This window comes from Streptomyces tailanensis, assembly GCF_008386495.1.
Lineage (GTDB): Bacteria > Actinomycetota > Actinomycetes > Streptomycetales > Streptomycetaceae > Streptomyces > Streptomyces tailanensis.
On record NZ_VTHJ01000062.1, the window covers coordinates 22,158 to 44,404 of the forward strand.

Sequence of the window (22,247 nt, forward strand, 5' to 3'; positions counted from 1 at the left end):
TTCCCTTTACCGGCACCGCCTCCATGGCCAACTACCGCGCGAACAACCGGTCTAGAGGCATCAGACACCAACTATGCTTGCCGCCGTGAACAGACGGAGACAGAAGAAACTGTCAAGAAGGCTGGTCGAGGCAGCAGAGTTCGAGGGGGTCGGCGTTGTGCAAGCGCTGGTTCGAGCAGGCGTCGACCCCAATGTCGAAAATTCCGATGGCACCACACCGCTGTACGCGGCTGCGGTCAGAGGAGCCACAGAGATCGTCAAGTACCTGCTGGACGCGGGAGCCTCCCCTGACGTTGAAAGCGGTGACGAAACGGAAGGCACCCCCCTGTGTGCGGCCGCCGCTTGGGGCCACACCGACGTGGTACGTCTGCTCCTCGCACACGGTGCCACCCCTGATCTCCGAGAGGACGGCGGCAAGGGCCGCTCTCCCCTTGAGTGGGCTAAGGACGGCCACCATGCCGAAACAGTCGCACTCCTCCTTGCAGCAGGCGGACAGGCTGACAGCCCTTCCTGACGACCGCTGTCAGGCGGTAAGACCGCAGTTCAACCGGTCACACAGCAGGCCGCGCAGACAGTAGTTTTCAATCGGAGGTCCGCGCACCGCAGGTCATGGACCCAGCCCGTCACAAGGAGACGGAGAAACTCGGCGGCACCTGCCTCAACCGCGGCTGCATCGCCTCCAAGACGATGATCGCCTCCGCCGCAGTGACCCACCTGGTCGCCGTGCCGCCGAGTTCGGCGTGACCACCAGCGTCCCCACCCTGGACCTGGCCGCCGTCGTCGCCCACAAGAACGCCATCGTCGAGGGCATCCTCTCCGGCTCAGGACAAGGCGGTCGACCGGGTCCAGGACTTGGACTTCTTCCATACCGAAAACCGCTTAACCGCGCCGCGGCGGCTCACCGTGGGCGGCACGCCACTTGAGGCCGACAAGATCTTCCTGGTGCCGGGGATGCGCACCGCCCGCCTGGTCATAGACGGCCTCGACACCACCCCACACGACACTTCGCGCACCCAACTGGACCTCACCGAGCTGCTCGGGCACCTCATCGTGGTGGGCGGCGGCTGCATAGGCTGCGAGTTCGATCAGATGCTCGCCCGCTTCAGCTCCCGGCTGACCCTCATCCAGCGCGCCGGGCGGCTGCTGCCCGCCGAGGACCCCCGAGATCTCCGCCGCCCAGCTCGAAGCCATGGAACAGGCCGGGAAAGTCGAGATCAACACCACCACGACCGTGGTCAACGCACGCTTCCTGACCTGGTCCGGCGGCCAGCGGTAGACAGCCCGCCACACCTTCACAGCTTCAGCTGCACGACCCGTACGGTGCCGTTCCCGATCTGCTCGATGGGAGCCTGCGGACGTTGCCGATGGCTGCGGCTTGTTCCCGTAGACGCTCGATCTCCAGGTGCTGGGCGGCGATCTGGGAGAGGGCGCGGCGCTTGAAGTCCTTGAGCGCCTCCAGCTCGGCATCGCGTTGATCCAGTCGGGACTTGAGAGCGGCGTTGGCCTCCTTGACCCGCTCGATCTGCGCGGCCCGGGGGTCGGGGATCATCCCGGCGTCGCCCACGGCGGTCAGGCGTCGTTCGAACTCCTGGGCCAGGTGCTGATAGGGCCCTGGCCGGGCGGTGCCGTCGCGGTTCTTCTTGGCGTAGAAGGCTGTGCGGGGCACCCCGGCCTCGCTCGCCAGGGTCCGAAGGTCGCATTTGCCGCCGGGCGGCAGGTCGCCACGCAGCAGCCGGTTCATCGCGGCTCGGATCGCCTCTTCGTTGCGGGCTCGGGTGTCCTCGCTGATACGTCCCATGTCATGCTGCCGTTCCAGTTGCGGCGTCGATCTCGGCCAGCACCCGCAGGTCGCGGTCGAGTTCCTTCTGCAGGCGGGCCTTCTCGTCCTTCTGCCCGCGTCCGATCTTGCCGATGAACACCTTCTTGTTCTCCGCACTGGTGGCCCATACCGGCCGGTGTCGGCTGTGGTGGGTGGCCTGTGGGCAGCGGGCCGAGTCGCACATGCCGACCAGCGGCTTGTCCGCTTTCGGCGTGCCGGCCAGGAGCAGACACAGCGCTCTGGAGGGATCGGCGAACCAGCAGTAGTTCGCGATTCCCAGGTGCAGCGTCTTCGCCCGGCGGGCCAGCAGCTGAATCACCTCCTCGTCCCCTGGGCGGACGCCAGGAGACGATGCCTGCAGTTCGCGGAGCTTATCGTCCACGGATTCGAAGTGGGCGATCAGGTCGCGGGCGCCGGGTCCGGCGGGACGGATTCCGTTCTGGAAGTCGCGGAACGCCGCCAATATCAGATCCTTGTTGCGGACCTGCTCCTCCGCGCTGACTTCGACCATGAACTTGGCCTGGGAACCGCCGGGGCTCGCGGCGTAGCCCTCGGTGGTGACGATGGAGACGTGCTTGAGATGGATCTTGGCAGCCAGTAGTCCGCCGGGGCGGTGTGCGAGCGCCATGGCCAGGGTACGCCGGGTGATGCGCATGTTGATCTGGTCGTCGGGAATCGGTTCGAGGCCCAGTCGCCGTCCCTCGGGGCCGTTGACCCACTCGCGCAGGGAACGGCAGCGTTTCGCCATGGCGGTGCGGCCGAAGACGTGCTTACTGGGCCGGCGGGGGTCCAGGAGGTCGATGGCCAGAACGACCGCGTCATGGGCGGCGGCCACGGTGACTCACTCGTCCCAGACGCCACCCAGTTGTTCCTGCCCCTTGATCAGCTTGGTCCGCAGCCGGTAGCGCGTGCGCCCCGCGCCGAGGTCCTGCGGGGGGACACACGCATCGAGGGGCATCGCCGCCAGCTCGCTGCCGCGGAGGCCGGTGAGCAGGGCGACGACGACCTGGCAGGCGGTCCGCACCCGCTCCACCATGTGGCCCGCCTCTTCGGCCGTGGCGAAACCCTCGGTCCACGGGACGGTCCCGGCGTTGTCGGCGCGTTCCACCGGGGCGGCGTTCCCCGCCCACCTCGGCCGCAGCCCCACCGCCGCCACGGTCCGTTCCAGCAGCGGACGCAGCGGGGCCAGGTGTCTGTAGGAGAAGACTGCGAGCCCCGCCTCCCGGGCGATGGAGAGCACGTTCAGCGCAAGCAAGGGGTCCTCGGCGGACCAGCCCTCGACCAGCCGTGAGCCGATCTCCCGGGCGCCGACCGGCTCCAGGGGGACGCCCTGGTCGAGGTGGGTACGTATCGCGGCCTCAAGCCGCTCCAGATGCGTGCCCTCGCCTGGCCAGGGCGCCCCGTCGTCGTACTGGCGCACGGCGCGGATCAGGTCGAGTACGTGGAGGCCGAGGGTCTGCACGATGTACAGGGCCGCGGCCAGCCAGGGGCGCAGAGCCTCGTCGCGCAGCGGCTGCACGACGTTCTCGGTGGACCGTGTGCGGCCCGCGACCTGATAGGGGGTTCGGCCAGCCCAGGGGATGAATCCGTCGGTGAAGCGGTCGGTGGTGAACAGGTCGTTGTAGAAGACTGGTTCCTGCACGGCCTGAGCGGCGGTCATGAGCGTGTGCGAGCTGGTCGGCCGCAGTGGCCCGCCGTGCGTGCCCCGGGTGTGCCTGCGGGAGTCGTAGAAACCCTGGCAGTGCTGTTGCGTCACGTCCTGAAGGGACGTGACGCGGCGCCGCGTGAGCCAGTTGAACCACCGTGCCAGCTCGGCCAGACGGCTCCGGCAGGTGTCGAAGTGCAGCGGGATGCGGAAGGCGCTGGGCAGGTGCCGCACGGCTTCGTGTCCGGGGGCCAGGCGCGCGAACAGGTACTCCTGGGCGAGGGGGCGCCACTTCGGGTTGCGGATGCTGGTGAAGTCCAGGCGGACCTGGCCCGGTCGCAGGTGGACGGGCAGATCCTCCAGGTCGGCGAAGTCCCAGATCAGGTCGCCGACCAGGGGACGCTTCCCGCCCGGGTGCACCGCGAGACCCACCGCCTCGCAGATGTCGACGCGCGCCAGCGGGCCGGGATGGGGCTGGGTCTGGTCCGGTGCGGCGGTCTTGGGGTGGTTCGTCATCGCGTTGTCTCTTCCGGCCGCAGCGGCAGTTCGTCGTCGGTGTCGGCCACCTGGGCGGCGGCCTCCAGCAGCAGCGGGGACGGGAAATAGATGCCGGGGGTGAGGATCTCGGCTACCCGCTGGTCGTACGGGCCGAAGTTCCGCATGAACTCCCCGGATGGCATCTGGTCCCATTGGCGGGCGAAGAACGCGCGCAGGCGCATCAGGTTTGGCAGGTGCCGCGGGGTGAACAGCGCCAGCGGGCACAGCAGGCACACCCAGGGGCGGGCCGGACACGGCTTCCCCTTGGGGCCGTGCAGGCCCGACAGGTGATCGCCACAGGCGGCGCCGAACACGTCCCGTTCGCCGTGGGCGAGTTCGGCGAGCGCCGTGTCGTCCAGTCCCAGGCCAGCGACCCGCTCGGGGTACTCACGTATGAGGGCGGCGGTGTCCTCGGTGGTGAGTACCATCGGGAGCTCGGCCTTGCGCAGCATGTCGTGCTGGGCCTCGGCGATGATCTCGTCGACCAGGGCGCGCTGCTCGGGCGTGCCGGCGCCGAGGTAGTGGTCGGCTTCGACCTGCGGGCTTCGGTTGGGATCCAGCGTGGCGCGCCGGGTTCCGGCCCAGGCGCGGCGGTCACGCATCGAGTCGTACGTCGTCCGGATCCTGTGCAGGTGCACCCGCAGCGGCTTGCCACTGTCGGCCAGGAGCCCTTGCGCGGCGATCCATCTCTTCATGTTCTCCTCATGAGGCACCGCGGTTACCCACGTGACTCGGCCCCGGGGTACGTAGCGCATCCACAGGGCGTCACGCATGTTCGTGGGCGCGAACTTCCGAGTGAGCGAGGAGTGGTCCAGCCACTGCTCCAGGAGCCGGGTGGCCCTCCTGGTCAGGGTCCGGCTCTCCTCGGCCGTGCGGCGCTTGATGTAGGAGAGCAGGATCGTCGACTCGCCGGCCCAGTCCACGTCGCCGAGTCCGAGGTCGTCCAGGCCGTCGGGCACGATGCCGGTGTAGACGCCCAGCAACAGGCGGTAGGCCAGCACGGTGGAGGCGTCGGGAAACAGTCGTGCTGAAACGGCGACCTTGCGGTACGGGAACTCGCCCTCCGGCAGGCCGGAGAAGTGGCCGGGCGACCAGTCGGCATACGGCCTCGCCTCCAGAGGTCCCCACCTCATGTAGGCCCAGTACACGTTCGCCTCGCTCCACCCGCCTGTGAGCGGATCTTCTCCGCCTTCAGCGGCACTTCTCGCGCTGCGGAAGACGGAGTACGAGTCCTTCACCGCCTTCTCGCAAGCCTCGGTCAGCCGGGCCCACTCGCCCTCGGTGTACGGCGCGAGCGCGCTGTCGGTACGGCGGGGCCGCGCCACCTGGAACTGGCGGCCGTCCACCATTTCCCGGACGTCCGGCTTCAACAGCCCGTACAGGTCGTCCATGCGGGCGAGCATCCGACGGCTGAGAGACTCGATCGCGGCACGGTGCTCACCGCGCAGCCAGTGCTCGGCGAGATGAGCACGCGTCAGTTCGGCCGCACCGCCAGTGAACCCCAGGTCGGCAAGGCCATTGGTCAACGCACGGATCGCCGAGGTGTATTCGTTGAGCGTGCGCGTCGCATCCACGTCACCATGGGGATGCACCAGATCGGCCACCCCCGATAGCATGTCCCGGGCCAGAACAGGGTTCCGCGTGCTGTAGGTCTTGCCACCCGCTCTGACGTTCACTGTCAAGGACACGCTCGTACCGTCGCTGAAGACGGCGGCGATGCCCAGCGGGTCCTCGATCACGGTGGCAGGCATCAGCGGTCCTCACCGTTGTCGTCATCTTCGAACTCCGCCGTGGCCTCGTCCACAGCGGACCGGTCCAACAGGCCGGCGTCCTCGCCGACCCGCCGGTATAGTTCGGCGAAGATCCGGGTCGTGTCCAGGCGGTTGAGATAAAGCTCCGTGGTCAAGACGCTGGAGTGACCAAGAAGGTCACGCAAAACCAGCAGCGGCTCGGTGGTCTTGAGGTACAACGCCAGTCCGGCATCGTCATCGCCTTCCCCGACCAGGCGAGCGGCCCGCTCGTAGTACCCGCGCACCAGCTTGGCCAGGGTCTGCATGGCGAAGGTGTGGCGCCCGCGATGCGGGGTGACATGGGGGAAGCGCGGTTCGTAGCGTTCACGGATCCGGTCCGACGCCCGCTCGAACACGGTGTTCCAGTCGGTGAACGGGCGCCCCGGTCCCCACACGGACAGCAGCATCGACCCGCCGCCGGGCGCGACCAGCCGACGCCGTTCGGCCGGCCCCAGGGTCTCCCAGCTCATCCAGCTGCCGTTCACCCTTCCGCCCCGCGCCGTCGCCTCCGTCACGACGAGCGGCTCACCCCAGCGTCGCGGCGGCATCCAAGTCGACCCCTGAACCGCCGCAGCCCGCTCGAACTCCAGATAGTTGTGCAGTTCGGCCAGCGCGTCGTAGTCGATCCACGTGTTGCGGAACTTGCTGCCCTTGGTGATGCCCTCCGGCAACGGGACGAGGACCGGCACGTCACTGCGACGGCTCGGCAGCTTCGGCACCTCGCAGGCCAGCAGGTACGAGAACTCCTGCCTACGCGGCCCCGAGGAGAAGACGAATCGGCCGACCGCCGCGTTGCGGGCCATCTCCCGGCCGCGGTAGCCGCGCTCCACCGACCCGTCGGGCCGCAGCCGGGCCAGCCCCTTGCGGAACAGGTCGGCGAACTCGTCCTCCAGGTACTTGACGGTCACGTGTGGCTTCGGCTGCCGACGCCGGGCGGCGTTCCGACGGACCTCCCGCCGCTGGCCGGAGAAGACCGCCGTGGCCTGCCGGTAGGTGAACGGCAGCGAGGTGGTGTAGCCGTTCTCGATCGCCCAGCCATAGAAAGTGCTCAGCATGGTCATGTGCTGGTTCCACGTGGTGACCCTGAACCTCTGCCTACTGTCGACAGGACCCTGCGACCGGTACACCGCATAGGCGCTCAGCAGCGCCTTGAGCCGCTCACGGCTGTCGAAAAGACCGACTCCGTGCGCTTCCCCGAACTCCGACCACTGGCGTACGGCACCGACATACGATGTCCAGGAGTTCGCCGCGGGGCAGCCGTTGGTCGGCAGCTCGCAGGCCCACCGGTTCACGATCGCCGAGGTACGCAGCCCGTGCTCGTCTTCAAACCGAAGGTCGTCGTCAAAGACGAGAGCCATCCCCTCGGGAATGACCGGCTTGAACTCCAGGCCCCAGTCTTCCCAGCCCTCAGATGAGTAGAACGCCTGTTCCATGCAAGGGATGTTAAGCAGAGAGACACCCCTTGAACTTGCTCACAACCGCTGGTCAGCGGGAGGCGCAGTCATCAAAGAGACACTGCACGGTTGCCGAAACAATGACGGGGCCCTCGCCCGGTACCTGCACGCCGACCTCGGATACCGCACCACGGCGATCGACTGTTCCTCCGCCGCTCTGAAGATCGCGCAGGCAGAGCAAGACGCGAATGACGGCCCGGTCTTCCAACAACTGGACATCGAGACCGACGACAGCAGCGTTCTCCCTGACGCCGGCTACGCCCTCGTCACCTGCCGCCTGGTGTTTGCCTTCATCAAGGACAAGCCCGCCTTCGTCGACCGTATCCGATGCCTCCTCCCGCCCGGCGGAACGTTCTGGGTGGTCACCCCTCTTGCTGAACGCCTCCCGGAGGAGCGGAAGTCGATCGGAATCACCGTGCAGCAGGTGGAACTGCTGACCGCGCCCTGGTCATCGGTCGAAAGCGAAGCCCTGGACTCGATGTGCTGCTACGCCCTGCGCCCCTGACTCGCCACGATCCAAAGAGTGACTTCGGCAAGGCACCGGGGTGGCAGGGACGGGCTGATTCAGGCTGCTGCTGCCCGTAGGTGGGCCAACAGGCCCTCCGTATCCGTCAGATCCGGAACAACGAAGTCGGCGCCAGCGGCATGGAGTTCCGCCACCGAGTGGATGCCCGAGGCGACGGCAACACAGTGTGCCCCGGCGTCATGCGCCGCCTGCACATCGCGAGGCGTGTCACCGATCAGTACGGTCGGCGCCATCATCGCTACGCCATAGGCGGCGTGAATCCTGGTTCGTGCAGCGTCGACGAGTTGGGCTCGGTCCTCGCTGTCTTCGCCGTACCCACCCACGGACAGGTCGAGCAGGCCGTCGAGACCGAAAGCCCTCAGCTTGACGCGCGCATTCGCCGCGATGTTGCCCGTGAGAACCGAGGAACAGACCTCGGAGTCCGCCGCGAGCGCCTTCAACGCCTCCTGGACACCGGGCAGAACCCGGCCCCGCCGTCGCAGATCCTCCTCTCGGCCCCGCCCGGCTTCTTCCAGCGCCCGCTGTGCCGACTCCCATCCGGGAACCGGCAGACCGTGACGGACGAACATCTCGCGCGTGATCGCCCGGTCCGTGCGTCCTTCCGTCGGCGCGGGCAGTTCGGCATCCCGCCCCGCGAGGGCCTTGAAGGCGTTGGCGTAGATCTCTTTGCTGACGCCGGCGTTGTCTACGAGGGTGTGGTCCACGTCCCAGAGCACGATGAGCTGCACGTGCCCAGGGTATGCAGCGTGAACTGCCTGTTAATAGGGCCCTCTTGGGACGTCCTGGCGTCCCGCAAGATCTTGCCGCGTCCCAGGACGTCCTGCGAGGATGCGAATGTGAACGAGCGGCTGCGTACGGTGATGATCCAGCGGAAGGTGACCCCGGAGGACCTTGCGGCCTCCTGCGAAGTCGACGTCAAGACGGTGGAGCGCTGGATCAGCCTGGGCCGGCAGCCACTCCGCAGGCACCGCTGGGCGGTTGCGGAACATCTCGGCGTGGACGAATCGTATCTGTGGCCGCCGGAGGAGGACGACGCCCCGGGACAGCCGGTGGAGCAGGCGGAACTGGTCGCCGCCTTTCCCAACCGTGCGAGCGTCCCGCAGAAGACTTGGGTTCGCCTCCTGCAGTCCGTGCAGGAGCACATCGACGTCCTGGTGTTCAGCGGGACGTTCTTCGCCCAGACCAACCCGCGCGTGGCGGCGATGCTCGCTGAGCGCGCCGACGCCGGCGTCCGGGTCCGCCTCTGTTTCGGCGACCCGTCGGGCAAGGCGGTCGCCGTCCGCGACGAGGAGGAAGGGATCGGCGGCACGCTCTCCGCGAAGATCAGGGCATCGCTCACCTACTACCGCAAGCTGATCGGGACCCCCGGCTGCGAGGTACGCCTGCACGACACGACCCTCTACAACAGCCTGTTCCGCTTCGATGACGCACTCCTCGTCAACCCGCACGTCTGGGGCCAGCCCGCCAGCGCCAACCCCTTGTTCGAACTGCGCCGCCTGGGGGACGACGGCTGGTTCGACCACTACGCCGGCAGCTTCGAGGCGGTCTGGGAGACTGCAAAACCCTGGTCACCCGAATCCATGTAAGGAGCACGGCCCGCGATGGGACGTACGGAGTACTGGTACGACGAGACCGCACCCAAGCCGAACACGCTGATCCCGGCGTGCAACATGCTCGCCGCCCGGGACGACGGAGCGATCCTCCTGCAGCGCCGCCGCGACACTGGCCAGTACGCGCTCCCCGGCGGAGCCATGGACATCGGAGAATCCCCCACCCAGTGCTCGGTGCGGGAATGCAAAGAGGAGACCGGAGTCGATGTCATCCCCATCGGACTCCTCGGCGTCTACTCGCTCCCCGAACACGTGGTCGCCTACACCGACGGCGAGATCCGGCAGGCATACGAGGTGACCGTGATCGGACGCCCCGTCGGCGGCCAACCGACCGTCAACGACGAAGCAGACGACGTCCGCTGGGTCCTGCCCGACGATTTGGACTCGTACGACATCCATCCATCGATGCGCCGGCAGATCGCCCACTACCTGGACGGGACATACCCGCACGTCGACTGAGCGCCATGCGCTCCCTTACCGCTCTGCCAAGAGCAGCCGGGCTTCGACTCTGCGCACAGTAGCTCGGAGTTCCTCATCGGCCCGGCGGATGAAACGCCCGACGATGCTGTCGCGGTCGTATCGCGTGAGGATCTCCGCCAGCCGGGCTTCCACGGTGGTGGAGGTGCCGTCCGGTGTTGTGGTCATGTCACAGTACGCCAGAGCGTCCACCAGCCCGGTGTTGTCGAGGATCGGGAACTCGGCCTCCAGCTCTTCCCTGAGCCCGCGCTCGTCCGCCTCCAGCAGCGCGCACGAGTGATTGGCGACCAGCCGTACCAAACGCTCGTCCGCCGCCGAAGAGTCGCGCAGGTAGCGGGCCCCATCCAGCGGATGGAACCCTGTCATGACCAGCGACGGCGCATATCCGATGTCGTGCAACATGGCAGCCGCCCAAATTAGCTCCGCATCGTCGCCCAGGATGCTCGCCAGGCACTGCGCCCTTTCGGCAACGCCCTGAGAGTGCGCCCAGCGCCGCGGCAGGGGCTCGGCGAGGAGGGAGTTGGCTAGATCGCGCGCCCACGCGGTGAGGTCCATGCTCCGCAGCCTATGGTGGTAGGCGCGTTGACTGGTTGGCGATCAGCAGGACGTCCCAGGACGTCTCGGGTAGTCCCGGCGCCTCGCATCCAGCCAACTTGCAGCAATGGCATTAAGCTTGTGATTTAACGTCCTGACATGAGCGGTGCGCACCCTTCTCGGTGGCCGTTCCGGTCAGGATTCGTTGTGTCAGTTCGTGTTGTCGATGACGCTGCGGGCTGCGAGGCGGAAGTTCTTGACTGCTTGGTAGAGGATTCGCTCTCGTTCGGCAGCAAGGGCGGTGTCCTCGGCTTTGCGGGTGCTGTCTCCCGCGTGAGCGTTCTCGGTCATCCGCCGCATGATGTGGGAGAGATCGCTGGAGGCGTGGGTGACTCGTGAGGCGACTTCCGCGAGGGAAGCCGGTCCTTCGAGGATGACGACTTCGGCAGCGCGGTGGACCTCGCGGGCCAGGGCGATGAAGCGGCGTATCTTCTCGTCGACGTCTGCCAGGTCGGGGTTGTCTGAACGCAGTGCGTCGAGGATGGCGTCCATGGCGATGTCGCGGTCATGGAGCGCGCTGAGATAGCTGGCGTATGCGTCGCGGCGATGCTGACGGCGCCACTGGTCATGCTGCGCCCGTGCCTGTGCCCGGCCAGTCACGATCGCGGCGGCGAGAGTGGCGATAGAACCGACAGCGGCGCCCAACAGCGCGGCAAGTCCTGCGTCCATGGGCCCAGTCTGCCGTTGTTGTCGTTCATCCAGTGCGCCGGGGTTTGGTGCCGACCTATCCGCACCGCGGTCCTCCTGTATCTGAACTCCGCCCAGGCCGCCCATCCCGCGTACCACCAGAGCATGGAGCGGCTACGCGAGATTGGCGTCCTGATCGGCTCGTACAAGCCTCACCAGCCGAAGGCCGGCGGTGGGGCGGACCGGTTCCGCTGGGAGGAGGCGTTGGAGCTGCTCGCACTCGGCTGGCCGCGCGGCCAGTTACGGGGTGAGCCGGTTCGGCCCGCGGAAGAGGAAGCTGGCCTCGCGGATGGAGTCCAGGCCGAGCAGCACCATCAGCACCCGCCCGAGGCCCATGCCGAGCCCGCCGTGGGGTGGGCACCCGTACCGGAACGCGTTCAAGTAGTCCCGCATCGGCTCGGGGCTCATGCCCTTCTCGGTGGCCTGCTGCACCAGCACGTCATACCGGTGCTCGCGCTGTGCACCGGTGGTGACTTCCAGCCCCTTCCACAGCAGGTCGAAGCTGAGCGTCACGCTCGGGTCGTCGGCCGGCCGCATGTGGTAGAAGGGCCGGATGCCGGCCGGGTAGTGCGTGATGAACACGAACTCGTGGCCGGTGGCCTGCTGGATGTGGGCGCTGATGCTCCGCTCGCCCTCCGGGTCCAGGTCCTCCTTGGCCCCTGCCCGGTCCCAGCCGCTCTCGCGCAGGATCTTCTGCGCTTCGGCCATGGTGACGCGCGGGAAGGGCGTCGTGGGCACGGTGACCTCGACACCGAAGCGTTCGGCGATCGCCCCGCCGTGCGCGTCCGCGACCTTGGCGATCGCGTGGGCGAGCATCTGCTCCTCGAACGCCATCACGTCCTCGACCCCGTCGATCCAGGCCAGCTCCACGTCGACGCCCGTGAACTCGGTGGCGTGCCGGGAGGTGAACGACGGCTCGGCGCGGAAGACCGGCCCGATCTCGAAGACCTTGTCGACGCCGGCCGAGATCGCCATCTGCTTGAAGAACTGCGGTGACTGCGCCAGGTAGGCGCTGCCGCCGAAGTAGCCGAGCTTGAAGACCTCAGCCCCCGACTCTGAGGCGGTGCCCATGAGCTTGGGCGTGTGCATCTCGGTGGCGCCCTGCGCGTAGGCGTACTCGCGCATGCCCTGTTCCAGGGTGGTCTGCACCGCGAACATCAGCTGGGTGGCGGGACGGCGGCGTACGTCCAGGAAACGCCAGTCCATCCGCTGCTCCAGGCCGGTGTGCTCGTCGATCGGTAGCGGTGTGGCGGCCGGGTTCAGGACCTCGACCGCCTCGGGGACGATCTCCAGGCCGCCGAGCTTGACCTGGGCAGCGTCGACGACGCGGCCGGTGATCCTGACGGCGGACTCGGATGTGAGGGCTTCGAGTTGGGCCTCCAGCGGCCCTTCGTCACGCTTGTGGGTCACCTGCACCATGCCGGTGCTGTCCCGCACGATGACGAACTGCATCTTGCGCTGCAAGCGGAGGGTGTTCACCCATCCGCAGACGGAAACGGTACGGCCGACGTGTTCTCGCAGGTCAGAGACGTGTACGCGGCTGTGGATCATTTCGGTCCTCCGAAGGACATCGTCATGATCCCTTGGGAGTGCGGGCGAGAAGGGCAACTCGCGGTACCACCGCACTTTCGCCGCCACCCAGTGGCGGCCTCATTCAGGCCCGGTGACGGGGGCCGGCCGACGGGGCATTGGACCACCGGGTGGGGTCATTCCTCCCCGCACTCGGGAGGGTCTTCACCACAGGGCACGAGACCGCCTTCCCAGCTTCCGGCGGCTCTCTCGGCTCGCGTGATCCGTGGCTACTTGTCTCCGTCGACGCGTTGCTGTGCAGGGTACGGAGCGGGTGGCGGCGATGGCAATCAAAAAACTGCCCTGAGCGGGTCCCATATGGCTGGCCGCGGCCGTCGATGCCAACGGTAGCTTCCGTACAGCAGACGCTCGGCGAAGTCGTGGTCGGGGGGACTTGATGGTGCCGAGCTGTATCTCAAGGTCGGCCACATCGACGTCTCAGATCAGACGCGGCGTCGAACTCACCTGCGTGAGTCGCCGTTTCCATTTGCCCTCGATGTGTGGCAGGCGCGTTGTCAGGGCGCCTATCGATGGTCATGCGGAGGAACGGCACTTCCGATCGATGTCGACCCGAGCGAGATCGTTGATGCCACGCCCGGAAGGCTCGCACGGATCACGAAGCCCAACCGGGCCCCAGGGCGAGTCGGCCAGCTTGATGTGCGTCGCGTTGCTCGGTGATCCAGTGCTTGACCTGGCGTACGGAGTTCGGCACTGGTTGGTCCGTGGTGTCGAGCAGTTGAATGCGCCATCGGGGATCACTGGTGTGCCAGCTGGTCCAGCGGTGCCAGACCATCTTGTGCCAGCTGTTGTCGATGATGACGTCGGGCCTGTGGCCCGGGTCGAGCGCGTGCTGCCTGTGCCATGTGGCCCAGCCGAGGAAGGCGTCGACAGCCGGCGCGTCCCACCGGCCGGGGTCACGTGCGGCAAGACGAGCGCGCCGGACCTCGTCGGCGACATCGACCAGGCATACGGCGATGCCATCGAGAAGTGGCGCGGAGGGAACGGCGAGGACTTCACCCAAAGGAGACTGCCCGGTGAGCAACAGGTCGATGCCGCGCGCCTGGTACTCCAGCGCGCGCCGCACCCACATCTCGGTCATGCGGTGGCGCCAGTGCAGGTCGGCGCCCGCTGGCACACCGAGTTCATCGAAGTCGTGCACGGCTATTTGCGGAAGCCTGCTGGCGGTGGCGTAGGCGAGCGTCGTCTTGCCCGAGCAGCTCGACCCGGTGAGCTTGAACAACATTGCCTCACAGTGCCAGCGCCTCAGCGCCTCTCTCGACCCATTTCTGCTCGCCCACTGCCTCGGCCGGGTACCAAGCGAGGTAGCGGGTGCCAGGAAGGCCGACGTCCACCGCAAGGCAGCCCGTTACCTGCAGGATGCCGGCCGGGCGTACTGAGGGGCAGTGGGACGGCTCGACGGCGTAGGCAATACCCGGTGTGCCTCGCGGAGCATGTCCTGCCCAGTACTTCGCCCAGCTCGCGCCGCAGTTCATCCGCGTTGGTGACCCACTGCCGACAGAGCCAGTTCTACACCGCGGGTCGGCGGGAGGCTCGTCCACGTGCTCCACTACGAGCCCAGCGGCGCCTGCCTGCTCCTCCCAGACGGGTTCCGCGCCGTAGCGACCGGGCTAAGACGAGCCGGCCACCTGGGCCAGGACGCGGCCGGGCGCGCGCACCGCCGCTTCCCTATCGGCGGCGCGACCGAGGGCGTCCACGCACATGCAGCGGGGCCCCACGCAGTGAGTAAGGGGCTGCCGGAAACCTTCAGCTCACGGCAGACGGGAAAGAACCCCAACGGACTGGAACCTCCTGCGGGATCATGCCAACGTACAACGACCCGCAAAAACACCAGGTCAGCTAAGGGGTATCGGCATCCGGGCCGAACCGGCCGTCGGCCAGCCGTCCCCAGTTCACAGCCCGCGACACTCGATCCTATGACCGAGCGCAGCCCCAAGGAGGTTCATCTGTCGAATCCCGCAATCCGCTCTGCTCGTTTCACTGCCCCCAATCCTTATGGCGCTCGGCGCCGTGAACGCGTGGGCCGCCCAGGTGACGGAGGACTATGCCGCCTTGTACGGCGCTGTGTCTCTGCGTCTGCGCGGCAGGACTATTCGGTGAGGACCTGTTACAACGCGGCTACCACCGCGACCGAGAGGTCCTCACGTACATCGCGGTACATCCCGGCGTCGCAACTCGCCACTCCGCCCAGGCCATTGGCGCCTCCGAGCGGGTTGTGGCCCGCAACCTCGACCGCCTCACCAGCGACAGGCTGCTGGTGCTTGATGCCGATGACGCGACCCCCGCTCTCCGCTCGTACCGTCTGGCCTCCTGACCGATGCGAAGGATGGGGCGAGGGACAGATCTCGTAGTGCAGAGCGATACGTAGCAGACGATCCCCGGTTACCGAAACCGGGGCTCCTGCGGAGCATTAATGGTGTTCGCACCCGGCTGTGCTTGGCGGTGGAGCCGTAGCGAATGGTGCCGCCAGTTTGCCTACCCCGATCGGTAGACGCGGCGTTGTGATGTTATGTCGGCCTGTTCGAGGAGAGTGAGTATTCTGTCCGATCCCATCAAGAAACTTCCGCCGAACTCGAAGGGGAAGGTTCGATACCGGTTTGTTGTCGACGCAGGAATCGACCCCGAAACTGGGAAACGTAAGCAGTTGAGGCGCACCTTCGACTCGTTGAAGGAAGCTAGGGCTGAGTACGCGAACATAACTAATCGGCGGCATGAAGGGTCGCTTGTGCCGCCCAACAAGATCACCGTGAATGAGTGGCTCGACCGATGGCTGGCCATGAAAGCGGAGGACCTCGAAGAAACCACCATCTACAGCTACGAGATTACCCTGGACCGAGTTCGGGGGAGGCTCGGCAATATTCGTCTCCAGGACCTTACTGAAGAGCACGTGGAAGAGTGGAGGGACTGGGCGCTGGCGCATGGCCGCGTGCGTGGTAAAAGGGCCGGGACGCCGCTCAGTGTCACGAGTGTAGATATGAGCCTCGCTCGGCTGAAGGAAGCTCTGGGGAGAGCCGTTACCCGGCGATTGGTGTACGTCAATGTCGCTGCGCACGTGACCATTCCCCGGAGGGCGCGCAAGGAAGAGCGGAAGACTAAAGAGGAGGTGCCGCCCTGGAACGTCCAGGAGGTTCAGAAATTCATACATGGAATAAGGGGCGAGCGTCTCTATGCTGCGCTTCTTCTTTCGCTGATGGGGCTTCGTCCAGCTGAAGTCTGCGGCCTCCGGTGGGAAGATGTGGACTTGGAGAATGCGACGATCGTCATTGCCAACACGCGCACGATGATGGGTAACCGGTACGTGGTGGAGAAGGACACCAAGTCTCTTGCGGGTGAGCGGGATCTGCCGCTGCCGGCGCTGGTGCTGGGGGCCCTCAAGGCATTCCGGGCTCTCCAAGCCGAGGAGAGGCTCGCTCTGGGGGAGGCGTACACGGTGTCGGGCTACGTGCTGGCGCACGAGGCGGGAGATCCCTTCACGATCAAGCAACTTCGCCGACGCGCGTACCGGCTTATGGAGCTTCTCGGGCTCCGTCGCGTCAGGCTCTACGACGCACGCTCGTCGTGCTTCACCTTCCTGGCCAACAACGGGGTCCCGGACCACATCCTCGCGCGATGGGCCGGACATACGAACGTAAAGACGACCAAGCGATGGTACGTCAAGCCGGATGTGGAAGATCTTCGCGGAGCCGCCACCACTTGGGATGGCCTGCACGGGGGTGCGGCGGAGGGGCAAGAGTGAGCCACGCGGACTATCAGCCGAGCGACTTGCGAGCCCTATGGCCAGCAGGATTGGGGCGAGGTGGATTCGGAGTCCGCTTGCTGGTTTTGGGACCGGTGGCTGTAACTGAGAGCATCGGCTACGGCCAAACCTTCTACCAAGCGTTCACCGTGTGGTATTCAAGCTGCTGTTGTGCGGGATTCCGGAAGGTTTCCAGGTGAGTCACGCCGAGCCTCGTCCGTGCCACCACACTCGATGCTGCAACCCGAACCGCCTGGAGGCCGTGATCAGAGAGGGAAGCGTTGCTCGTAGCGACTGCAGGAGGGCATGCGCCCGGAGGGCTCACTGCCGACACGGCCACGAGTACATGACGGAGAACGTATACCTGGGTTCTCGTCGGCAGGTCCGGCACTGCCGGAGCGGGGCAAGGCCCGCTAGGTCCACCCCGGCGATGTGACATCTCGTGACAGATGAGAGGGTCAGGCGGGTGAGTGAGACACCACCGAACACCCTGCAATACCGCTTTGACGGGCCAGAAGACGCCCCAGTCCTGATCCTGGGTCCCTCACTGGGTACCACATGGCACATGTGGGACCGGCAGATCCCGGAGCTGACCAAGCAGTGGCGGGTCTTCCGGTTCGACCTGCCGGGCCACGGCGGCGCGCCCGCGTACCCCGGCGGCTCGGTCACCGAGCTGGCCGCCCGGCTGCTTGCCACCCTCGACGCCGTCGGCGTCCAGCGCTTCGGCTACGCGGGCTGCGCGCTCGGCGGCGCCATCGGGGCCGAGCTCGCGCTGCGCCATCCCGACCGCCTCGCCTCGCTCGCGCTGATCGCCGCCTCGCCCCGCTTCGGCACGGCCGACGAGTTCCGCCAGCGCGGGGTGATCGTACGGACGAACGGCCTCGACCCCATTGCCCGTACCTCCCCGGACCGCTGGTTCACCGCGGGGTTCGCGGCGGCGCAGCCCGCGATCACCGAGTGGGCCGTGCAGATGGTCCGCACCACCGACCCCGGCTGCTACATCGCCGCCTGCGAGGCGCTCGCCTCGTTCGACGTGCGCGCCGAACTCGGCCGGATCGGCGTCCCCACGCTCGTCCTCGTCGGCTCCGACGACCAGGTCACCGGCCCCGCCGAGGCCCGTACGCTCGTCGCGGGCATCCCGGACGCCCGCCTCGCCGTCGTCCCCGGCGCCTCGCACCTCGTCCCGGTCGAGCAGCCCGCCGCGGTCACCGACCTCCTCGTACGCCACTTCTCCACGGCCTGGCAGCCCGCCTACGACTCCACCACCGGCCAGATCGCCATCCCGGCGGCGCCCGTCAAGCCGGTACTCGCCGCCGTCCCGCAGCAGACCACGCAGACCGCACCGCAGTCGGGGCCACAGACCGGGCCGGTGGCCGAGATCGCCCCGGCCGCCGTGCAGCCCGTGGCAGAGGGCAGACCCGACCCGTACGACGCCGGGCTGAAGGTCCGCCGTGAGGTGCTCGGCGACGCGCACGTCGACCGGGCGATGGCCTCGGCGGACGAGTTCTCCGGCGACTTCCAGGAGTTCATCACCCGCTACGCCTGGGGCGAGATCTGGGACCGGCCCGGCCTCGACCGCCGCTCCCGCAGCTGTGTCACGCTGACCGCCCTGGTCGCCGGCGGGCACATGGACGAACTCGCCTTCCACACCCGGGCGGCCCTCCGCAACGGCCTCACCCCGAACGAGATCAAGGAAGTCCTCCTCCAGGCCGCCGTCTACTGCGGCGTACCGGCCGCGAACAGCGCGTTCAAGGTCGCCCAGCAGGTGATCCGCGAGGAGACCACCCCCGAGGAGTGACAGCGGGGGCGAGCCGCCGGGGGCAGGATGGAGCCATGAAGCTCACGCTCACGAAGAAGTCGCACGCGTGCGTCCGTCTGGAGAAGGACGGACGCACGCTCGTCATCGATCCCGGTGCCTTCAGCGAGGAGGACGCCGCGGTCGGCGCGGACGCCGTCCTGGTCACGCACGAGCACGCGGACCACTTCGACGAGGGACGGCTCCGCGTGGCCCTGGACGCCAACCCGGCCGCCGAGATCTGGACCCTGCGGTCTGTCGCCGAGAAGATCTCCGCCGCCTTCCCGGGCCGCGTGCACACCGTCGGCCACGGTGACACGTTCACCGCCGCGGGCTTCGACGTCCAGGTCCACGGAGAACTCCACGCCGTCATCCACCCGGACATCCCGCGCATCACCAACGTCGGCTACCTCATCGACGGCGGCCGCGTCTTCCACCCCGGCGACGCCCTCACCGTCCCCGATCACGCCGTCGAGACGCTGATGCTCCCCGTCATGGCCCCCTGGAGCAAGATCTCCGAGGTCATCGACTACGTCCGCGAGGTCAAGCCCCAGCGCGCGTACGACATCCACGACGCCCTCCTCACCGACCTCGCCCGCCCGATCTACGACCGCCAGATCGGCGCCCTCGGCGGCGCGGAACACCTGCGGCTCACCCCCGGCGCCTCGGCCGACCTCTGAGGGGATGACCGGGCGGGACGGCGTTGTCAGACCCGCCCGGTAAGTTGTGGGCATGCGTATCGCCACCTGGAACGTGAACTCGATCACCGCCCGCCTCCCGAGGCTTCTGGCCTGGCTGGAGAGCAGCAACACGGACGTGCTCTGCCTCCAGGAGGCCAAGATCGCCGAGGACGGCTTTCCGTTCGAAGCACTGCGCGAGCAGGGCTACGAGGCCGCGGTGCACGCCACGGGCCGGTGGAACGGCGTGGCGGTGATCTCCCGCACAGGCATCGAGGACGTGGTCAAGGGCCTGCCCGGCGACCCCGGCTACGACGGGTCCGTGGAGCCCCGCGCGATCTCCGCGACCTGCGGCCCGGTCCGCGTCTGGTCGGTGTACGTGCCGAACGGCCGCGAGGTCGACCACCCGCACTACGCCTACAAGCTCCAGTGGTTCGAGGCCCTCAAGGCCGCCGTCGCGGGCGACGCCGCCGGCGGCCGCCCCTTCGCCGTCATGGGCGACTACAACGTGGCGCCGACGGACGACGACGTGTACGACGTCGCCGCCTTCGAGGGCCTCACCCACGTCACCCCCGCCGAGCGCGCCGCCCTCGCCTCCCTCCGCGAGGCCGGCCTCTCCGACGTCGTCCCGCGCCCCCTCAAGTACGACCACCCCTTCACGTACTGGGACTACCGCCAGCTCTGCTTCCCCAAGAACCGCGGCATGCGCATCGACCTGGTGTACGGCAACGAACCGTTCGCGAAGGCGGTCAAGGACGCGTACGTGGACCGCGAGGAGCGCAAGGGCAAGGGTGCCTCGGACCACGCGCCGGTCGTGGTGGATCTGGACGTCTAGGCCGTTACAACAGCCCGAGGTCCACCGACTCGGCGAGCGCCGCGAGCCCCGCGTCCCCCGGATGCAGATGGTCCCCGCTGTCGTACGCGGGGAGCATCCGGGAAGGCCGCGCCGGGTCCCGGAGCACGGCGTCGAAGTCCAACACCCCGTCGAACTCCTCGTTCCCCCGGATCCACTCGTTCACCGCGACCCGCTGAACGTCGGCCGCGGCCGTGCAGCGGGCCTCGCCCTCGCAGGGCGCGATCGTGGCCACGAGCATCCGCAGACCGCGCTCGTGGCCCCGGGCGGCGATCTCCCGCAGCCCGGCGATGACCCGGTCCGCCGACGCGCCCCAGCGGACGTCGTTGACGCCCTGGAAGACGACGGCGGTACGGGCGGAGGTCTGGGCGAGGACGTCACGGTCGAGGCGGTGCAGGGCGCTCACGCCGCCCGAACTGGTGGACACCCCGTCGCCGGGGTAGACGTCGGTGCCCACCCGGTTCGCCGAGATCCCCTGGTTGAGGACCCCGTAGCGCGGGACGGCGTCCTGGCTCCGCAGCCGGTCGGCGAGCACATCAGGCCAGCGGTGGTTCGCGTCGGGCGTGGACTTGTCGCCGTCGGTGATCGAGTCGCCGAGGAGCACGACGGAGCCCGGCCCGCCTCCCACGTCGACACCGGTCAGCAGCGGCCAGCTCGTGATCGTCGAGGTGTACGCCGCCGCCGAGCCGTCGCCCGCGTGGTCGCCCGGTTCGCTGACGTACGAGGTCTGCTGGGTGAGCCGGTGGACGGGCGCGGCCGACACCGTGCCCGGCAGATGGAAGCTCACCAGCAGATCGCTGTCCGCAGGTACCTCGAAGCCCAGCGGATTGCTGAACGCCTGTGCCCCCGCCGGGATTTCGGTCCCCGCCGCACCCCGGAAGGACAACGGCACCGGCACACTCCGCGCGGCGGCACCCTCGGCCCGCAACGCCACCGTCGCGCTTCCGACCCGTACCGGCGCCGACGCGAAGGTGTTGTCGAGCCGGATCCGTACCCGGGGCCCGCCCGCCGAGGTGTGCACCACGAGCCGTAGCGTCCGGTCGGTCCAGGACCTGACGGCCGAGTAGCCCGAGGTCGCGGTCGCCCAGCTCCCGGTCCAGCCCTGTGACCCGGACCGCACGGACAGGGCGAACACATGCAGGTCCCGGTTGCGCGGCAGGGTCACCGAGGAGACCTCACGGCCGGGTAGGACCGGCACGGTGACGACGTACAGCCGTGCCTTCTCGGCGAGTTGACCGCCGGGGGTGTTGACGCGGGGGAGCGCCACGGCCTTGGTGGCGAGTGGGCCGGTGCGCCAGTCCGGGGCGGTCAGGCGGTACGTCGAGCGGGCGCCGCCCGCGTAGCGGACCGTGCCACTGCCGACGGCGTCGGTGCCGCCCGTGCCGGCGACCAGGAAGGCGAGGGCGTCGCCACGGCCGCGTGCCCGTACGGACTGGCCGTTCGCGCGTACGTTGTCCGGCTCGCCCGCGGTGCGGCGCGGCCAGGTCAGGCGTGCGCCCTGGACTGTCAGCGCGCGCCCGGGCGTCCAGCCGGCGGTGGTCAGGTCCTGTGCCGAGAGGGAGCCGCCGGAGCCGTCGAAGTCGGCCTCGGCGGGCCGGGCGTCGTCACTGACGGCCCTGTTGTCGAAGAGCCGTTCCAGCGGCGCCGGTTCGGTGCCCTCACCGGTGGCGGCCCGGGCGGAGGTGACGGGTGCGAGCGCCGCCAGCAGACCCAGTACGACGCCCGTTCTCCAGACACGTCGGCGCACGCGCGCCCCCTCCCGTTTCGCTGATGACGACATGACGACGATGACGAATGCGACATCGACGATTGCAACGATGAGACGACAGATGCGCCACGAAACTAAGGAGACGTCAGGGACCCGTCAACGAGGTGCGTGTGAACCACGGACGAACTCGCGGCGAACAGGGCGAACAGGCGGCGCCCGCGCGCCTGTGGTGCGAAGGGCGGTGCGAATGACACGCTGACCGCATGAACATCTCGTTCCTGGGCAACTGGCGCAAGAGGCGTGGCCCCGCTTTCGGGGTCGCGGTGTTCTCCGGCGGTGGCGACGGTGACGGCCATGACGGCGGTGACGACGAAGGTCACGAAGGCCTCGCCGAACTTCTCTCCGAATGCGAACTGCTGCGCACGCAGGCCCAGCAGGCCGGTGTCGAACTCGACGACTCCGCCGCCTCGTTGGAGGCCCTCGATCAGCTCGTGCCCCGCTGGCGCGACGACGAGGAAACCCTGGCCTGGCTCGGCAACGACGCCGGGCTCTATCTCGGCACGGTCGTCGTACGCACGATCCCCGGCGCCCGCTGGGAGATCTGGCCGGGCGGTCAGCCCGTGGTGCGGCTGGCCTCCGGCAGGGAGATCGACGTGGTCGAGGCCGGACACGAATGGGCCGCCAGCGGCGTACCGGAACTCTCGCAGCTGTACGCCGAGATCGCGGAGGGCAACGCTCCCTGAGGGCGGCCG

The 22,247-nt window shown here is 68.0% G+C and carries 22 protein-coding genes and 2 pseudogenes; 13 read left to right on the forward strand and 11 right to left on the reverse strand.

Annotation, left to right across the window (positions count from 1 at the left end):
- Positions 1-85: 85 nt before the first annotated feature.
- The 3 genes and pseudogenes from F3T56_RS36525 to F3T56_RS48595 all read left to right on the forward strand — a co-directional run.
- Positions 86-514 (forward strand): ankyrin repeat domain-containing protein, encoded by a 429-nt coding sequence (locus F3T56_RS36525; RefSeq protein ID WP_149829679.1) that lies wholly within the window; start codon positions 86-88, stop codon positions 512-514.
- 95 nt (positions 515-609) lie between these two features.
- Positions 610-744, forward strand: coding sequence for a hypothetical protein (locus F3T56_RS49495; protein ID WP_281291946.1), 135 nt, complete (start codon positions 610-612; stop codon positions 742-744).
- Positions 745-903: 159 nt separating this feature from the next.
- Positions 904-1,104, forward strand: a pseudogene (locus F3T56_RS48595) (FAD-dependent oxidoreductase); the annotation flags it as partial.
- A gap of 196 nt (positions 1,105-1,300) precedes the next feature.
- Here the strand turns inward: F3T56_RS48595 and F3T56_RS36535 are convergent.
- Genes F3T56_RS36535 through F3T56_RS36555 form a run of 5 tightly spaced genes read right to left on the reverse strand, consistent with a single transcriptional unit; the run spans position 1,301 to position 7,224 of the window.
- Positions 1,301-1,798 (reverse strand): hypothetical protein, encoded by a 498-nt coding sequence (locus F3T56_RS36535; protein ID WP_149829680.1) that lies wholly within the window; start codon positions 1,796-1,798, stop codon positions 1,301-1,303.
- A gap of 1 nt (position 1,799) precedes the next feature.
- Positions 1,800-2,654 (reverse strand): hypothetical protein, encoded by an 855-nt coding sequence (locus tag F3T56_RS36540; protein ID WP_149829681.1) that lies wholly within the window; start codon positions 2,652-2,654, stop codon positions 1,800-1,802.
- 6 nt (positions 2,655-2,660) lie between these two features.
- Positions 2,661-3,980 carry a hypothetical protein gene (locus F3T56_RS36545; RefSeq protein ID WP_149829683.1) on the reverse strand — a complete coding sequence of 440 codons (1,320 nt, stop codon included), beginning with the start codon at positions 3,978-3,980 and terminating at the stop codon, positions 2,661-2,663.
- Positions 3,977-5,752: a hypothetical protein gene (locus tag F3T56_RS36550; RefSeq protein ID WP_149829684.1), complete on the reverse strand. Its 1,776-nt coding sequence runs from the start codon at positions 5,750-5,752 to the stop codon at positions 3,977-3,979. The genes F3T56_RS36545 and F3T56_RS36550 overlap by 4 nt, the downstream gene beginning before the upstream one ends.
- A complete protein-coding gene (locus F3T56_RS36555) occupies positions 5,752-7,224 on the reverse strand; it encodes a site-specific integrase (protein WP_246204257.1) in 1,473 nt (490 codons plus the stop codon). The genes F3T56_RS36550 and F3T56_RS36555 overlap by 1 nt, the downstream gene beginning before the upstream one ends.
- Before the next feature lie 7 nt (positions 7,225-7,231).
- Here F3T56_RS36555 and F3T56_RS36560 point away from each other — a divergent pair, with 7 nt between their 5' ends.
- Positions 7,232-7,750, forward strand: coding sequence for a class I SAM-dependent methyltransferase (locus F3T56_RS36560; protein WP_246204258.1), 519 nt, complete (start codon positions 7,232-7,234; stop codon positions 7,748-7,750).
- 59 nt (positions 7,751-7,809) lie between these two features.
- On the opposite strand, the gene F3T56_RS36565 is transcribed toward F3T56_RS36560, so the two are convergent.
- The gene (locus F3T56_RS36565; protein ID WP_149829687.1) at positions 7,810-8,499 is read right to left on the reverse strand and encodes an HAD family hydrolase; all 690 of its coding nucleotides are present in this window, start codon (positions 8,497-8,499) and stop codon (positions 7,810-7,812) included.
- Between the two features lie 108 nt (positions 8,500-8,607).
- Here F3T56_RS36565 and F3T56_RS36570 point away from each other — a divergent pair, with 108 nt between their 5' ends.
- Positions 8,608-9,357: a helix-turn-helix domain-containing protein gene (locus tag F3T56_RS36570; protein WP_149829689.1), complete on the forward strand. Its 750-nt coding sequence runs from the start codon at positions 8,608-8,610 to the stop codon at positions 9,355-9,357.
- Between the two features lie 15 nt (positions 9,358-9,372).
- A complete protein-coding gene (locus F3T56_RS36575; RefSeq protein ID WP_149829690.1) occupies positions 9,373-9,840 on the forward strand; it encodes an NUDIX hydrolase in 468 nt (155 codons plus the stop codon).
- A 15-nt stretch (positions 9,841-9,855) separates the two neighbouring features.
- Here F3T56_RS36575 and F3T56_RS36580 read toward each other — a convergent pair whose 3' ends face one another.
- Together F3T56_RS36580 and F3T56_RS36585 are read right to left on the reverse strand one after the other, a co-directional pair.
- Positions 9,856-10,413, reverse strand: a complete 558-nt coding sequence (locus tag F3T56_RS36580) for an HD domain-containing protein (protein WP_149829691.1) — start codon at positions 10,411-10,413, stop codon at positions 9,856-9,858.
- 189 nt (positions 10,414-10,602) lie between these two features.
- Positions 10,603-11,121, reverse strand: a complete 519-nt coding sequence (locus F3T56_RS36585) for a proline dehydrogenase (protein ID WP_149829693.1) — start codon at positions 11,119-11,121, stop codon at positions 10,603-10,605.
- Between the two features lie 57 nt (positions 11,122-11,178).
- Here F3T56_RS36585 and F3T56_RS48600 point away from each other — a divergent pair.
- A pseudogene (locus tag F3T56_RS48600) lies at positions 11,179-11,358 on the forward strand (flavoprotein); the annotation flags it as partial.
- Between the two features lie 21 nt (positions 11,359-11,379).
- On the opposite strand, the gene aspS reads toward F3T56_RS48600, so the two are convergent.
- The gene (aspS, locus tag F3T56_RS36595; protein WP_149829694.1) at positions 11,380-12,690 is read right to left on the reverse strand and encodes an aspartate--tRNA(Asn) ligase; all 1,311 of its coding nucleotides are present in this window, start codon (positions 12,688-12,690) and stop codon (positions 11,380-11,382) included.
- A gap of 631 nt (positions 12,691-13,321) precedes the next feature.
- Entirely contained in the window at positions 13,322-13,951 is a 630-nt protein-coding gene (locus F3T56_RS36600) for a P-loop nucleotide/nucleoside kinase family protein (protein ID WP_149829695.1), read from the reverse strand.
- A gap of 819 nt (positions 13,952-14,770) precedes the next feature.
- On the opposite strand from F3T56_RS36600, the gene F3T56_RS36605 reads away from it, so the two are divergent.
- The 5 genes from F3T56_RS36605 to F3T56_RS36625 all read left to right on the forward strand — a co-directional run bounded on the left by F3T56_RS36605 (position 14,771) and on the right by F3T56_RS36625 (position 19,769).
- Positions 14,771-15,040 (forward strand): MarR family transcriptional regulator, encoded by a 270-nt coding sequence (locus tag F3T56_RS36605; RefSeq protein WP_246204259.1) that lies wholly within the window; start codon positions 14,771-14,773, stop codon positions 15,038-15,040.
- Between the two features lie 216 nt (positions 15,041-15,256).
- Complete coding sequence (locus F3T56_RS36610) at positions 15,257-16,462, forward strand: tyrosine-type recombinase/integrase (RefSeq protein ID WP_246204260.1); 1,206 nt, start codon at positions 15,257-15,259, stop codon at positions 16,460-16,462.
- 466 nt (positions 16,463-16,928) lie between these two features.
- Positions 16,929-18,260, forward strand: coding sequence for a bifunctional 3-oxoadipate enol-lactonase/4-carboxymuconolactone decarboxylase PcaDC (gene pcaDC, locus F3T56_RS36615; protein ID WP_149829697.1), 1,332 nt, complete (start codon positions 16,929-16,931; stop codon positions 18,258-18,260).
- Between the two features lie 35 nt (positions 18,261-18,295).
- Positions 18,296-18,937 carry an MBL fold metallo-hydrolase gene (locus F3T56_RS36620; protein ID WP_149829698.1) on the forward strand — a complete coding sequence of 214 codons (642 nt, stop codon included), beginning with the start codon at positions 18,296-18,298 and terminating at the stop codon, positions 18,935-18,937.
- A gap of 52 nt (positions 18,938-18,989) precedes the next feature.
- Positions 18,990-19,769 (forward strand): exodeoxyribonuclease III, encoded by a 780-nt coding sequence (locus tag F3T56_RS36625; protein WP_149829700.1) that lies wholly within the window; start codon positions 18,990-18,992, stop codon positions 19,767-19,769.
- A 4-nt stretch (positions 19,770-19,773) separates the two neighbouring features.
- Here F3T56_RS36625 and F3T56_RS36630 read toward each other — a convergent pair whose 3' ends face one another.
- Positions 19,774-21,567, reverse strand: coding sequence for an SGNH/GDSL hydrolase family protein (locus F3T56_RS36630; protein WP_149829701.1), 1,794 nt, complete (start codon positions 21,565-21,567; stop codon positions 19,774-19,776).
- A 191-nt stretch (positions 21,568-21,758) separates the two neighbouring features.
- On the opposite strand from F3T56_RS36630, the gene F3T56_RS36635 reads away from it, so the two are divergent.
- Positions 21,759-22,238, forward strand: coding sequence for a DUF6278 family protein (locus tag F3T56_RS36635; RefSeq protein ID WP_149829703.1), 480 nt, complete (start codon positions 21,759-21,761; stop codon positions 22,236-22,238).
- Positions 22,239-22,247 lie beyond the last annotated feature (9 nt).

Coding starts and splice junctions, on each gene's coding strand:
- F3T56_RS49495 (WP_281291946.1), top strand. CDS start 610: ATGGACCCAGCCCGTCACAAGGAGACGGAGAAACTCGGCGGCACCTGC.
- F3T56_RS36535 (WP_149829680.1), bottom strand. CDS start 1,798: ATGGGACGTATCAGCGAGGACACCCGAGCCCGCAACGAAGAGGCGATC.
- F3T56_RS36545 (WP_149829683.1), bottom strand. CDS start 3,980: ATGACGAACCACCCCAAGACCGCCGCACCGGACCAGACCCAGCCCCAT.
- F3T56_RS36550 (WP_149829684.1), bottom strand. CDS start 5,752: ATGCCTGCCACCGTGATCGAGGACCCGCTGGGCATCGCCGCCGTCTTC.
- F3T56_RS36555 (WP_246204257.1), bottom strand. CDS start 7,224: ATGGAACAGGCGTTCTACTCATCTGAGGGCTGGGAAGACTGGGGCCTG.
- F3T56_RS36560 (WP_246204258.1), top strand. CDS start 7,232: ATGTTAAGCAGAGAGACACCCCTTGAACTTGCTCACAACCGCTGGTCA.
- F3T56_RS36575 (WP_149829690.1), top strand. CDS start 9,373: ATGGGACGTACGGAGTACTGGTACGACGAGACCGCACCCAAGCCGAAC.
- F3T56_RS36580 (WP_149829691.1), bottom strand. CDS start 10,413: ATGGACCTCACCGCGTGGGCGCGCGATCTAGCCAACTCCCTCCTCGCC.
- F3T56_RS36585 (WP_149829693.1), bottom strand. CDS start 11,121: ATGGACGCAGGACTTGCCGCGCTGTTGGGCGCCGCTGTCGGTTCTATC.
- aspS (WP_149829694.1), bottom strand. CDS start 12,690: ATGATCCACAGCCGCGTACACGTCTCTGACCTGCGAGAACACGTCGGC.
- F3T56_RS36600 (WP_149829695.1), bottom strand. CDS start 13,951: ATGTTGTTCAAGCTCACCGGGTCGAGCTGCTCGGGCAAGACGACGCTC.
- F3T56_RS36605 (WP_246204259.1), top strand. CDS start 14,771: ATGCCGCCTTGTACGGCGCTGTGTCTCTGCGTCTGCGCGGCAGGACTA.
- F3T56_RS36620 (WP_149829698.1), top strand. CDS start 18,296: ATGAAGCTCACGCTCACGAAGAAGTCGCACGCGTGCGTCCGTCTGGAG.
- F3T56_RS36625 (WP_149829700.1), top strand. CDS start 18,990: ATGCGTATCGCCACCTGGAACGTGAACTCGATCACCGCCCGCCTCCCG.
- F3T56_RS36630 (WP_149829701.1), bottom strand. CDS start 21,567: ATGTCGTCATCAGCGAAACGGGAGGGGGCGCGCGTGCGCCGACGTGTC.
- F3T56_RS36635 (WP_149829703.1), top strand. CDS start 21,759: ATGAACATCTCGTTCCTGGGCAACTGGCGCAAGAGGCGTGGCCCCGCT.